Annotated in this window: 11 protein-coding genes, 1 rRNA gene and 1 riboswitch; all 12 genes read right to left on the bottom strand. The window is 38.5% G+C overall.

The features are described from left to right. Nucleotides 1-102: 102 nt before the first annotated feature. The gene (gene purH, locus FOT98_RS29240; protein WP_061680302.1) at nucleotides 103-1,638 is read right to left on the bottom strand and encodes a bifunctional phosphoribosylaminoimidazolecarboxamide formyltransferase/IMP cyclohydrolase; all 1,536 of its coding nucleotides are present in this window, start codon (nucleotides 1,636-1,638) and stop codon (nucleotides 103-105) included. A 24-nt stretch (nucleotides 1,639-1,662) separates the two neighbouring features. After that, nucleotides 1,663-2,250 (bottom strand): phosphoribosylglycinamide formyltransferase, encoded by a 588-nt coding sequence (purN, locus tag FOT98_RS29235; RefSeq protein ID WP_000088565.1) that lies wholly within the window; start codon nucleotides 2,248-2,250, stop codon nucleotides 1,663-1,665. Next, a complete protein-coding gene (gene purM, locus FOT98_RS29230) occupies nucleotides 2,247-3,287 on the bottom strand; it encodes a phosphoribosylformylglycinamidine cyclo-ligase (RefSeq protein ID WP_063261862.1) in 1,041 nt (346 codons plus the stop codon). Before purM ends, purN begins: the two co-directional genes overlap by 4 nt. A 101-nt stretch (nucleotides 3,288-3,388) precedes the next feature. After that, nucleotides 3,389-4,804 carry an amidophosphoribosyltransferase gene (gene purF, locus FOT98_RS29225; protein ID WP_000879028.1) on the bottom strand — a complete coding sequence of 472 codons (1,416 nt, stop codon included), beginning with the start codon at nucleotides 4,802-4,804 and terminating at the stop codon, nucleotides 3,389-3,391. After that, complete coding sequence (gene purL / locus FOT98_RS29220; protein ID WP_063261861.1) at nucleotides 4,789-7,008, bottom strand: phosphoribosylformylglycinamidine synthase II; 2,220 nt, start codon at nucleotides 7,006-7,008, stop codon at nucleotides 4,789-4,791. Before purL ends, purF begins: the two co-directional genes overlap by 16 nt. Continuing rightward, complete coding sequence (purQ, locus tag FOT98_RS29215) at nucleotides 6,992-7,675, bottom strand: phosphoribosylformylglycinamidine synthase subunit PurQ (RefSeq protein WP_063261860.1); 684 nt, start codon at nucleotides 7,673-7,675, stop codon at nucleotides 6,992-6,994. Before purQ ends, purL begins: the two co-directional genes overlap by 17 nt. Continuing rightward, entirely contained in the window at nucleotides 7,672-7,926 is a 255-nt protein-coding gene (purS, locus tag FOT98_RS29210) for a phosphoribosylformylglycinamidine synthase subunit PurS (RefSeq protein ID WP_000278820.1), read from the bottom strand. Before purS ends, purQ begins: the two co-directional genes overlap by 4 nt. Further along, nucleotides 7,919-8,638 carry a phosphoribosylaminoimidazolesuccinocarboxamide synthase gene (gene purC / locus FOT98_RS29205; RefSeq protein ID WP_063261859.1) on the bottom strand — a complete coding sequence of 240 codons (720 nt, stop codon included), beginning with the start codon at nucleotides 8,636-8,638 and terminating at the stop codon, nucleotides 7,919-7,921. The genes purS and purC overlap by 8 nt, the downstream gene beginning before the upstream one ends. 88 nt (nucleotides 8,639-8,726) lie before the next feature. Continuing rightward, nucleotides 8,727-10,034, bottom strand: a complete 1,308-nt coding sequence (gene purB, locus FOT98_RS29200; RefSeq protein ID WP_063261858.1) for an adenylosuccinate lyase — start codon at nucleotides 10,032-10,034, stop codon at nucleotides 8,727-8,729. Beyond that, nucleotides 10,031-11,182, bottom strand: a complete 1,152-nt coding sequence (purK, locus tag FOT98_RS29195) for a 5-(carboxyamino)imidazole ribonucleotide synthase (protein WP_063261857.1) — start codon at nucleotides 11,180-11,182, stop codon at nucleotides 10,031-10,033. The genes purB and purK overlap by 4 nt, the downstream gene beginning before the upstream one ends. Next, nucleotides 11,179-11,664, bottom strand: a complete 486-nt coding sequence (gene purE / locus FOT98_RS29190) for a 5-(carboxyamino)imidazole ribonucleotide mutase (protein ID WP_000839367.1) — start codon at nucleotides 11,662-11,664, stop codon at nucleotides 11,179-11,181. Before purE ends, purK begins: the two co-directional genes overlap by 4 nt. Nucleotides 11,665-11,774: 110 nt before the next feature. Beyond that, nucleotides 11,775-11,876, bottom strand: a riboswitch (purine riboswitch). A 461-nt stretch (nucleotides 11,877-12,337) separates the two neighbouring features. Further along, nucleotides 12,338-12,433: ribosomal RNA gene (rrf, locus tag FOT98_RS29185) — 5S ribosomal RNA — on the bottom strand; the annotation flags it as partial.

Genomic DNA, 12,433 nt, shown 5'->3' with positions numbered 1-12,433 from the left:
ACAGGAGGACACGGAGTGTAGTTTTCCTACATGAGTACCGCACTGGCAATGCAACGACGACATGCGACAGTTATCTTGACCGGACTTTTTAAATATCCTCTATTAGTGTTTGAAATGACGTACGCCAGTGAACACCATAGCAATCCCATACTTATCTGCCACTTTGATAGAATCTTCGTCACGGATTGATCCGCCTGGTTGAATGATTGCTGTAATTCCTGCTTTTGCTGCTTCTTCTACTGTATCTGGCATTGGGAAGAAAGCATCAGATGCAAGTGCGCTACCTTGTGCCTTTTCGCCAGCTTGTGTAATTGCGATTTTCGCAGAACCTACACGGTTCATCTGTCCCGCGCCTACACCAACTGTCATGTTATCATTCGCTAAAACAATTGCATTTGATTTCACATGTTTTACAACTTTCCAAGCTAATTTTAAATCTTTCCACTCTTGCTCTGACGGTTCACGTTTTGTCGGAATTGAAATTGTACTTTCATCTAATGATAACGTATCTTCCTCTTGAACAAGAAGACCACCTTGTACAGAAGTTAATTTTTTACTTGCACTTGTCGATTTTTCAATATCTACAGTTAGTAAGCGTAAGTTCTTCTTGCTTTGCAATACGTCTAAAGCTTCTTGTGAGAACGAAGGAGCGATAACAATTTCTAAGAAAATTTCATGTAACTTTTCAGCTGTAGCTTTGTCAATTTCACGATTTGCTGCAATAATACCACCAAAAATGGATACTGGATCTGCTTCATAAGCGCGTGTGTATGCTTCATGAATATCAGTTCCTACTCCAACACCACATGGATTCATATGTTTTACCGCTACTACTGCTGGTTCTGTAAATTCTTTCACGATACTAAGCGCTGCATCTGCATCGTTAATATTGTTATAAGATAATTCTTTACCGTGTAATTGTTCTGCGTATGCAACAGAAGAAGTTACAGCGAATGGTGCTTTATAGAATGTTGCTTTTTGATGTGGATTTTCTCCATAACGTAAATCTTGTTTTTTCTCAAATGTCACTGTTAATGTTTCTGGGCTTTCTTCACCCATTTGCTCTGTTAAATAGTTAGAGATTAACGCATCATATGCCGCTGTATGGCGGAATACTTTCGCTGCTAATTTACGTTTCGTTTCTTCTTTTACTTCACCGTTCTCTTTCAGTTCTGTTAATACAACATCGTAATCTACTGGATCTACAATTACCGATACAAATTTATGATTTTTCGCAGCAGAGCGAATCATTGTTGGACCACCGATATCAATATTTTCAATTGCATCAGCAAATGTTACATCAGGCTTAGCGATTGTTTCTTTGAATGGGTATAAGTTAACAACAACATAATCAATTGGCTCCATACCTAACTCATTCATTTGCGCTACATGCGTTTCATTATCGCGAACTGCTAATAGACCACCATGAATATTTGGATGTAATGTTTTTACACGACCATCCATAATTTCCGGGAACCCAGTTACTTCAGAAATACCGATTACTTGTAAGCCGTTTTCTTCTAGTAATTTTTTCGTACCACCTGTTGATATAACTTCGATCCCTTGTTCTAGTAAACCTTTAACAAATTCTACTACTCCTGTTTTATCTGAAACACTTACTAATGCACGCTTTTTCATCTATCCTTCACCCCTGGTTGTATGTTAGTTAACAGTTGGTTCTTTCACAGATTGAACAATTTGATTCACTGTATTTACGTATAATTTATGTTCAACTTGTTGAATTTTCTTTTGTAAGCTTTCTCTCGTATCCCCTTCAGAAACAACTACCGCTTCTTGCGCAATAATTGGCCCTGTATCCATACCTGCATCTACATAATGAATCGTTACTCCAGTTACTTTTACACCTGCTTCTAACGCTTGACCAACAGCATCTTTCCCTGGAAAACTCGGCAGTAGTGATGGATGAATATTAATAATCCTTCCGCCGTAAGCTTCTAATAAAGTCGGTCCAATTAAACGCATATATCCAGCTAAAATAACATAATCAATTTCATACTCTTCTAGCTTCTTTAATATTTCTTTTTCAAACGCTTCTTTTGATCCATATGCTTTCGCTGAAAAAGCGAAACATGGGATATGATGATAATGTGCTCGTCCAACAGCGCGTGCTTCTGGTTTATCACATACTAATAAACTAATATCAGCGTCTAATCTTTTTTCTTCTACCGCATTGATAAGAGATTGAAAGTTAGAGCCGCTCCCAGAAGCAAAAACTGCTAATCTACTCATAGTGCCGCTCCCCCATTAAAGGTAACGCCAGCCCCTTGTACAGTACGTCCAATAATACTGGCTATTTCTCCTTGCTCTTCAAGTAGACGAACGATATCTTTTGCCTCTTCTTCCTTCACCGCTACTACCATACCAATACCCATGTTAAAAATATTGAACATTTCTTTTTCTTCTAGTTTTCCAACTTCTTGAAGCAAACTAAAGATCGGTTGAATTTTCCAAGATCCTAATTCAATTTCTGCACCGATTCCTTCTGGTAACATACGTGGAATATTTTCAATGAATCCGCCACCTGTAATGTGTGCCATTCCGTATACTTCATATTTCTTCAATAGTTCTAAAATAGGTTTGACATAAATTTTCGTTGGTTTTAATAATTCTTCACCAAGAGGTAGTTCTAAGCGTCCGTAAATACGATCTAAAGATAGTTCTCCATCTTCTAGTAATACTTTTCGTACTAAAGAATAACCGTTACTATGAATACCGCTAGATGCTAAGCCAATTAATACGTGACCCGCTTCAATTTTTTCACCTGTTACAATTTTCTTTTTATCAACAATACCAACTGTAAAACCAGCTAAATCGTATTCTTCCGTAGAATACATCCCTGGCATTTCAGCTGTTTCTCCACCAATTAATGCACAACCAGCTTGGCGACAGCCCTCTGATATACCTTTGACGATGTTTTCAATTTTACTAGGTTCAGCTTTACCACAAGCAATATAATCAAGGAAGAAAAGCGGCTCTGCTCCTTGGACAACAATATCATTTACACACATTGCTACTGCATCAATACCAATTGTGTCATGTTTATCTGCCATAAAAGCGAGCATCAATTTCGTTCCCACGCCATCTGTTCCAGATACTAATACAGGTTCTTCTAATGCAAATTTTGATAGATCAAACATACCTCCAAAACCGCCTAAACCGCCTAGCACTTCTTTTCTCATTGTTGTTTGTACGTGTTTTTTCATGCGAGATACCGCTTCATATCCAGCTTCAATATCTACTCCTGCTTGCTTATATGCATTCGCCATCGTTATCTACACCTCGTCTTTTAATTTCTCCCTATCTAGGGCCGGCCGTTGTAAGAAAGAAGCTAGCTTCTACATCAAAAGAAGTAGAAGCTTTTTTCTTCTTATTTCATACTTTCTAAAAGCTCTTGCTCATAATCATAAAGAGCTGTTGGGTAATCGCCATTGAAGTACGCCATACATAGACCGCCATATTTCCCTTCATATGGACGTCCAATTGCATCTACTAATCCATCTTCACTTAAAAATGTTAATGAGTCTGCACCGATTATTTCACGAATTTCTTCTACTGTATGATTTGCTGCAATTAATTCTTTTCTCGTTTGAATATCAATGCCATAGAAGCACGGATATTTCAGAGGTGGTGACGCAATTCTTACGTGAACTTCTGTCGCTCCAGCCTCACGAAGCATACGAACAATTCGTTTACTCGTTGTTCCTCTTACGATAGAATCATCAATCATAACAACTCGTTTTCCTTCAACTACACCTCTTACTGCTGAAAGCTTCATCTTAACCCCTTGCTCTCGCAGTTCTTGAGAAGGTTGAATAAACGTACGTCCAACGTAACGATTTTTAATTAATCCTAACTCATATGGAATGCCTGTTGCCTCAGCATAACCAATTGCTGCCGAAATACTAGAGTCTGGCACGCCAGTAACAACATCAGCTTCAATAGGAGCTTCTGCCGCCAAACGTTTTCCCATGTTTTTACGTGCTGCATGGACGTTAATGCCTGCAATATTAGAATCCGGACGTGCAAAGTAAATGTACTCCATACTACAAATTGCATGATCTACTTCATTTGTAAAACGATCTACGTGAATTCCTTCATCATTGATGATAAGCAGTTCACCTGGTTCTACATCACGAATGTATGTTGCACCTACTACATCGAAAGCACATGTTTCCGATGCTACAACGTAAGCATCCCCCATCTTTCCAATTGAAAGAGGACGGAATCCATTCGGATCTAACGCAACGATCATTTCATTTCCAGTTAGTAAAAGATATGCAAACGCACCTTTCACTTTATTTAGAGCCTCTTTTACACTCTCAATTAATGAATCTTTCGTACTACGTTTAATAAGATGTAAAAGTACTTCTGTATCTGAACTTGTTTGAAAAATACTTCCCTCTGCTTCTAATTCGCGGCGAAGCATTTTTGCATTAATTAAGTTTCCGTTATGAGCTAATGCCATACTATGATCAGAAAAACGGAATAATAATGGTTGAACGTTAGCAACTTCACTTCCGCCAGCTGTCGCATACCGTACGTGTCCAATTGCTGATTTTCCGTTTAAGCCTTCTAGCTCACCTCTTGAAAATACTTCCGATATTAAACCTAACCCCTTGTGACCGACAATTTTCTCACCATTATTTACGACGATGCCTGCGCCTTCTTGTCCACGGTGCTGTAAACTATGCAATCCGTAATACGAAACTTGTGCTGCATTTTCATGCCCCCAAATTCCAAAAACGCCACATTCTTCATTTAACCCCTTTATTTCAGCAAGCATGGGATTGCCCCTTTCCAAGCCTTTCTCATTTCATCTACATTTGCTGTAAGTAATACTTCATTTTCTTCATTATGAATTGTTACTTCATTTGTATCTGTCACTTCTCCAACTTGAATTGCTTCTACCGCTTTCTCGAACGCTTCCTTATTTTCACGTTTTACAGTTATAACGAAGCGAGATTGTGATTCAGCGAATAATACGGCTGTTGCTTCTCCGTCTAATTTCACAGTAGCACCTAAACCATTAGCGCCAATTGCACTTTCTGAAATCGCAACTGCTAAACCACCTTCTGCAACATCATGAGCAGATTGAACAAGGCCAGCTTGAATCGCTGCTAATACTTGTTTTTGACGCTTTAATTCTACATCTAGATCGATGCTTGGTGATTGACCGAAAATTTTGCCGTGAATCATTTTCTGTAATTCACTTCCACCAAACTCAGCTTTCGTCTCTCCAATTACATAAACTAAATCACCAGCTTGCTTAAACTCTTGTGTTGTTACATGTCTTAAATCGTGTACAAGTCCAACCATCCCAACTGTCGGTGTTGGATATACTGCTTCACCACTACGTTCGTTATACATTGATACGTTTCCGCCGATAACTGGCGTTTGTAATGTGCGACAAGCTTCACTCATACCATCTACTGATTTCTCAATTTGCCAGAAGATTTCTGGTTTTTCTGGATTACCGAAGTTTAAGCAATCTGTAATTGCAAGTGGCTCTCCCCCAGAACATACGATATTACGTGCTGCCTCTGCTACCGCAATTTTACCGCCCACTTCTGGATCTAAGTAAATATAGCGAGAGTTACAATCTGTCGTCATTGCTAATCCTTTTTCTGTACCGCGTACACGTACAACTGCTGCATCTGAACCTGGTGTAACAACTGTGCTAGTGCGAACTTGATAATCATATTGATCATAAACCCACTCTTTACTTGCAATCGTCGGTTGTTGTAATAGAGCGAATAACGTTTCTTTATAATTTTCTACTTTTGGTGTTTCCATTTTCATTGCCTGGAATTCAGCAAAGTATGCTGCTTCTTTTGATGGTTTATGATAGATTGGTGCTTCTTCTGCAAGAGCATCTGCTGGTACTTCAGCTACCTTTTCACCTTTATGGAATAAGCGAAGCATTTTGTCTTCCGTTACTTTCCCCATCGTAACGGCTGCAAGACCATACTTCTCAAATAAATCTACTATCTCTTGCTCTCTACCCTTTTTCACAACAATTAGCATACGTTCCTGTGATTCAGATAGCATCATTTCATATGGTGTCATTCCTGTTTCACGCTGCGGTACATCATCTAAGTACATTTCAATACCCATTCCCGCTTTACTTGCCATTTCTGCAGAAGATGATGTTAAACCAGCTGCACCCATATCTTGAATTCCAACAAGTGCATCCGACTGAATAAGTTCTAAGCAAGCTTCAATCAGAAGTTTCTCCATAAATGGATCTCCTACTTGAACCGCTGGGCGCTTCGCTTCTGAGCTTTCAGATAACTCTTCAGATGCGAATGTTGCACCGTGAATACCGTCACGACCAGTTGATGCTCCTACGTACATTACTGTATTTCCAGCACCGTGCGCTTGCCCTTTTTTAATATCTTCGTGGTTAATTAAGCCTACGCACATTGCATTTACAAGTGGATTTCCTTCATAACATGGATCAAACTGTACTTCGCCGCCAACAGTCGGAATGCCGATACAGTTACCGTATCCTGCAATCCCTGCTACTACTTCTTCGAATAAATATTTCACACGTGGTGACTGTAATTCACCGAAGCGAAGTGAGTTTAATAGAGCTACTGGGCGTGCTCCCATAGAGAATACGTCACGGATAATACCACCAACGCCTGTTGCTGCTCCTTGATATGGTTCAATAGCAGATGGGTGGTTGTGACTTTCCATTTTAAATACAACCGCTTGATTATCACCGATATCTACAATTCCAGCACCTTCCCCAGGTCCTTGCAGAACGCGCTCACCTGTTGTTGGGAATTTTCGAAGTACTGGTTTTGAATTTTTATAACTGCAATGTTCAGACCACATAACAGAGAATAATCCTGTTTCTGTATAATTTGGCAGACGGCCTAAAATCTTTTCAACCATGGCAAACTCTTCGTCTGTTAGCCCCATTTCCGCATATATGCGCTCTTCTTTAATTTGTGTTGGATTTGGTTCAAGCATTAACGGCATATGTTTCCCTCCACTGTTTTAAGATAGATTGAAAGACTTTTAACCCTTCAGCACCGCCAAGTAATTCGTCTACAGCACGCTCTGGGTGTGGCATCATACCAAGTACATTTCCTTTTTCGTTTACAATACCAGCAATATCTGAAACGCTTCCATTCGGATTTTCTACGTAACGGAATGCGATTTGATTATTCTCTTCTAATCTTTTTAGCGTTTCTTCATCACAATAGTAATTACCCTCACCATGCGCGATTGGAATATTGATTACTTCATCTTTTTCATATTGTGATGTAAACATCGTTTCATTATTTTCAACACGCAACTGAACAGTGCGACACATGAATTTTAAATTTTCGTTTCTCATTAACGCTCCTGGTAGTAATCCTGATTCAACAAGAATCTGGAATCCATTACATACACCTAAAATCGGCTTTCCTTGCTCAGCAGCTTTTTGCACTGCTTTCATTGCATTCGCAAAGCGAGAAATAGCACCGCAGCGTAGGTAGTCACCGTAAGAGAATCCACCTGGTAGTAAGATTGCATCATATTCATCTAAATTCTCTGTATCGTGCCAAACGTAATCTACTTCTTCGCCGAGCTCATCTTTAATTGCATGGAACATATCAACATCACAGTTCGAACCTGGAAATACTATTACGGCAAATTTCACTGTGCGACAACCTCCTCAACTTCATAACGGAAGTCTTCCATTACAACGTTTGCTAATAGTTTTTCACACATTTCTTTTACCTTTGCGTCAAGGTCAGATACCGATTTATCAATTGTTAGTTCCATGTATTTTCCGATTCGAACGTCTTGTACTTCTGTAAATGAAAGACTATGAAGTGCTCCTTTTACCGCTGTTCCTTGTGGATCTAATACGCTTTCTCTTAATGTTACATATACCTTAACTTTATACATGTGAAATTCCCCCTAAACGTTTTAAAATCTCTTCATAAGCATCTGTTAAATTTCCAAGATCGCGACGGAATACGTCTTTATCAAACTTTTCATTGCTCGTTTCATCCCATAAACGGCAAGTATCTGGTGAAATTTCATCCGCTAAAATAATTTCTCCCTCTTCCGTTACACCAAACTCTAATTTGAAATCTACTAGTCTTACACGACAGCTTGCGAAATGATCAATCAACACTTGATTGATTTGTAGAGCCATTTCTCGTAATACGCTTACTTGCTCTGGCGATGCAACGTTTAATACACGAATATGATCTTCCGTTACAAGCGGATCTCCTAAATCATCATCTTTGAAGTAAAATTCTACGATTGGTTCTGCAAGTACAGTTCCCTCTTCCATTCCTAATCGTTTTGAAAGACTTCCTGCAATTACATTTCTTGTGACAACTTCTAAAGGAATAATACTCACTTTTTTAACAAGTTGCTCTATCTCAGATAACTTCTCAACAAAATGTGTTTTAATTCCTACTTCTTGTAACTTTCTGAACAATAAAGTTGTAATCTCATTGTTCAAACGACCTTTTCCTGTAATCGTTTCTTTTTTCTCCCCATTGAAAGCAGTCGCACTATCTTTATACTCTACCCAAACCATATCTGCTGATTCTGTACGATAAATTCTTTTTGCCTTACCTTCATACAGCAATTCTAGCTTTTGCATTTCGCAAGCCCCCTGTAGTTTGAAAAATGTGAATAATGTTTTTATAAAGAATGGCACAGAATGACTCTATTCTGTGCCATATGAAATTTTACGCTTCGTTTAATCCTAGGCGTTCAAAGATTGTATCAACGTGTTGCATATGATGCTCATAGTTGAAGCATTCATTAATTTCTTCTTGTGTTAACTTGCTCGTAATACGCTCATCAGCTTCTACAAGCTCTTTAAATTGTACTTGTGTTTCCCAAGCTTCCATCGCTTTAGGCTGTACGATATCATAAGCTTCTTCACGTACCATACCTTTATCGATTAATGTAAGCATTACGCGCTGAGAATAAATTAAGCCGTATGTTCTTGACATATTGCGTTTCATATTCTCTGGGTATACAGTTAAGTTTTTAACGATATTACCAAAGCGATTTAACATGTAATTTAACGCGATTGTAGCATCTGGTAAAATTACGCGTTCTGCTGAAGAGTGAGAAATATCACGCTCATGCCATAATGGAACATTTTCATAAGCTGTCATCATATAACCACGGATAACACGAGCTAAGCCAGTCATGTTTTCAGATCCGATTGGATTACGCTTATGTGGCATTGCAGAAGAACCTTTTTGGCCTTTTGCGAAAGCTTCTTCAACTTCACGTGTTTCACTCTTTTGTAAACCACGGATCTCAACTGCCATCTTTTCGATAGATGTTGCAATTAGTGCAAGTGTTGACATGTAATGAGCATGGCGATCACGTTGCAATGTTTGTGTTGAAATTGGCGCTGCTTCTAAGCCTAAGTTTTCACAAACATACTTTTCTACGAATGGATCGATATTTGCATATGTACCAACCGCACCAGATAATTTACCAACGCGAACTGTATCAGCAGCTTGTTTGAAACGCTCTACGTTACGTTTCATTTCTTCATACCAAAGACCAAGTTTTAAACCAAATGTTGTTGGTTCTGCATGAACACCGTGTGTTCTTCCCATCATGATCGTGTACTTATGCTCTTTCGCTTTGTTAGCTAAAATGCTTACAAAGTTTTCTAAGTCTTTTAATATGATTTCATTCGCTTGTTTTAAGATATAAGATAACGCTGTATCTACTACGTCTGTAGATGTTAAACCGTAATGAACCCATTTACGTTCCTCACCTAATGTTGGTGTTTCTGATACAGCACGAGTGAATGCAACTACATCATGACGTGTCTCTTTTTCAATTTCATAAATACGATCAATATCAAATGATGCATGCTCACGAATTTTTTTAACATCTTCTTTTGGAATATCGCCAAGCTCAGCCCATGCTTCACAAGCTAAAATCTCAACTTCTAACCACGCTTTAAATTTGTTCTCTTCCGTCCAAATTGCACCCATTTCTGGGCGTGTATAACGACTAATCATTTTTTTCCCTCCAACAGTTGTTCTTGATGGTCCCAAATATGCAAACTCTTCGCTTTTTCTAGAGCGACTTCAATATTATCATTTAAAATATTAACATGCCCCATTTTTCGCTGCGCTTTTGCTTCTTCTTTTCCATACAAGTGTAAATAGCACCCGGTTAATCTATTCACTTGTCTTAGGACCCCTTCTATATGTTCGCCTAAAATGTTTACCATGACAACTGGTTTTAACAAATTTGTTTCTCCAAGAGGTAAATTACAGATTGCTCGAATATGTTGACCAAACTGACTCGTTTCACATGCATCCTGTGTATAGTGTCCTGAATTGTGAGGTCTTGGCGCTAATTCATTAATGTAAATCTCACCATCAGCTGTAGCAAACATCTCTACCGCTAGTGTTCCCACAAGTTCTAGTTCATCCGCGAGCACTTTTGCATAAGCAATTGCTTTTTGAGAAAGTTCTTCTGTAATGCGCGCTGGAACGATAGATTCATGCAAAATGTTATTTACATGAATATTTTCCGCTACCGGAAATACTTTCGTTTCACCACTTACACTACGAATGACAATAACTGATGCTTCTTTTTCAAAAGGCACCCATTTCTCTAAAATACACTCTGCTGCATGTACAAGCTCTCGCGCCTTATCAACGTCAGCTTCACTTCTTAAAACAACTTGCCCTTTCCCATCATATCCACCTGTCGTTGTTTTTAAGACGGAAGGATATGATAACTCGGCGATTGCTTCAGTAAGCTGCTCTTGCGTTTGAACCAATCTATACGTTGCTACTGGTAATCCCGCTTTTTCAATTGCATTCTTTTCTGTAAAACGATTTTGCGTTTTACTTAACAACTGACTGCCTTGCGGTAAGTAAGCATGTTTTTCTAGCCATTGTAAACATCTATAATCAATATTCTCAAATTCATATGTGACGACATCACTGATCTCCGCTAAATGCTGAATTGCTTTTAAATCGTCATATGATGCAACAATTTCAATATCAGCAACTTGCGCACATGGTGAATTTTTTGTAGGATCTAAAACAGCAATTTTATATCCCATCTCTTTAGCTGCCAATGCCATCATTCTTCCTAGCTGGCCGCCTCCAATAATGCCGATTGTTTTTCCAGGTAAAATGATTCTCGTCATACTAGCTCACTACCTTCGCGCACATCTTTTTCAATTGCTTCTCTTCTCAATTCTAATGCATCATGTATATCATCATGGAATGATCCAAGTATTTGTGCAGCAAGTAAACCAGCATTTGTTGAACCAGCCTTACCAATTGCAACAGTTGCAACCGGAACCCCTCCTGGCATTTGGACGATGGATAATAATGAATCTAAGCCGTTTAACGCTTTTGATTGAACTGGAACTCCGATTACAGGAAGATTCGTCTTCGCTGCAACCATTCCTGGTAAATGCGCTGCTCCACCAGCTCCAGCAATAATAACTTTCAATCCACGTTCACGAGCCGTTTCTGCATATTCAAACATATAATCCGGAGTCCGATGAGCTGATACAACTTTTTTCTCATACGGTATATTTAATTCATCTAAAATGTCACAAGCATATTTCATTGTTTCCCAGTCTGACGTGCTTCCCATTATGACTCCAACTAGTGATTTCATATTAGAATCCCCCCGATTCAAATAAAAAAAGCCTGAAATAGAACAGTTTCTCTTTTACTATGAGAGAAAGTGCTCTACTCAGGCATACGTATCCCTTGTGAATAGAAAAATACCGAGTGACTTTCCCTCATAGTCTAACGAATAACGGTCGTTAGGTAGAGACTTGCAGGCCATATCCCCGCGATTATATGAGGTCTTATATATTATTCTTTCTATGGCTATATTAACAATATTTCATAAACAATGTCAATAAATAATCGAATGTTTTTTTATTACTTACCAATAACGTTCGTGTTTTAGTTATATTCAAAAGAATAATTGTAACTATATGCAAGAAGGATAAGAAATTAGAACATATATTTCTAGAGATCTATCTTACATATAATCGTTTATATTCATTTTATAAGGAGAACAATAACAAAAAAAACGACTACACTCTTTCTCATTTATCCCTTTGTATCGCAGTTATTGCTGTAATGATCAAATACTCCTTTATATCATCACACTTTTAACGTTTCCTATCATAAGGATTATTTTTAGGAGCACTCGGAAAACTTGAAAACAAAAAATCATTACTATTACTTTGAATCGCCTTATTTTCATTCTTTTTTCTTCTTTAAGGTTATATAAAAATAAACACAAAAAAACCTAAGTCGAATCGACTTAGGTTTTTGCTTGGCGACGTCCTACTCTCACAGGGACAAGGTCCCAACTACCATCGGCGCTAGAGAGCTTAACTTCCGTGTTCGGTATGGGAACGGGTGTGACC

This window comes from Bacillus sp. HY001 (genome assembly GCF_007558965.1).
In the GTDB taxonomy this organism is placed as follows: Bacteria; Bacillota; Bacilli; order Bacillales; family Bacillaceae_G; genus Bacillus_A; species Bacillus_A mobilis.
Note: the sequence above shows the minus strand (reverse complement) of the source record. Positions and strands in the feature narration are given on the sequence as shown.

What these genes read in the sequence shown, in the direction of transcription:
- purS (WP_000278820.1), bottom strand. Translation starts at nt 7,926, where the DNA reads ATGTATAAAGTTAAGGTATATGTAACATTAAGAGAAAGCGTATTAGAT.
- purE (WP_000839367.1), bottom strand. Translation starts at nt 11,664, where the DNA reads ATGAAATCACTAGTTGGAGTCATAATGGGAAGCACGTCAGACTGGGAA.
- purB (WP_063261858.1), bottom strand. Translation starts at nt 10,034, where the DNA reads ATGATTAGTCGTTATACACGCCCAGAAATGGGTGCAATTTGGACGGAA.
- purK (WP_063261857.1), bottom strand. Translation starts at nt 11,182, where the DNA reads ATGACGAGAATCATTTTACCTGGAAAAACAATCGGCATTATTGGAGGC.
- purH (WP_061680302.1), bottom strand. Translation starts at nt 1,638, where the DNA reads ATGAAAAAGCGTGCATTAGTAAGTGTTTCAGATAAAACAGGAGTAGTA.
- purN (WP_000088565.1), bottom strand. Translation starts at nt 2,250, where the DNA reads ATGAGTAGATTAGCAGTTTTTGCTTCTGGGAGCGGCTCTAACTTTCAA.
- purL (WP_063261861.1), bottom strand. Translation starts at nt 7,008, where the DNA reads ATGCCGTTAATGCTTGAACCAAATCCAACACAAATTAAAGAAGAGCGC.
- purC (WP_063261859.1), bottom strand. Translation starts at nt 8,638, where the DNA reads ATGCAAAAGCTAGAATTGCTGTATGAAGGTAAGGCAAAAAGAATTTAT.
- purF (WP_000879028.1), bottom strand. Translation starts at nt 4,804, where the DNA reads ATGCTTGCTGAAATAAAGGGGTTAAATGAAGAATGTGGCGTTTTTGGA.
- purM (WP_063261862.1), bottom strand. Translation starts at nt 3,287, where the DNA reads ATGGCGAATGCATATAAGCAAGCAGGAGTAGATATTGAAGCTGGATAT.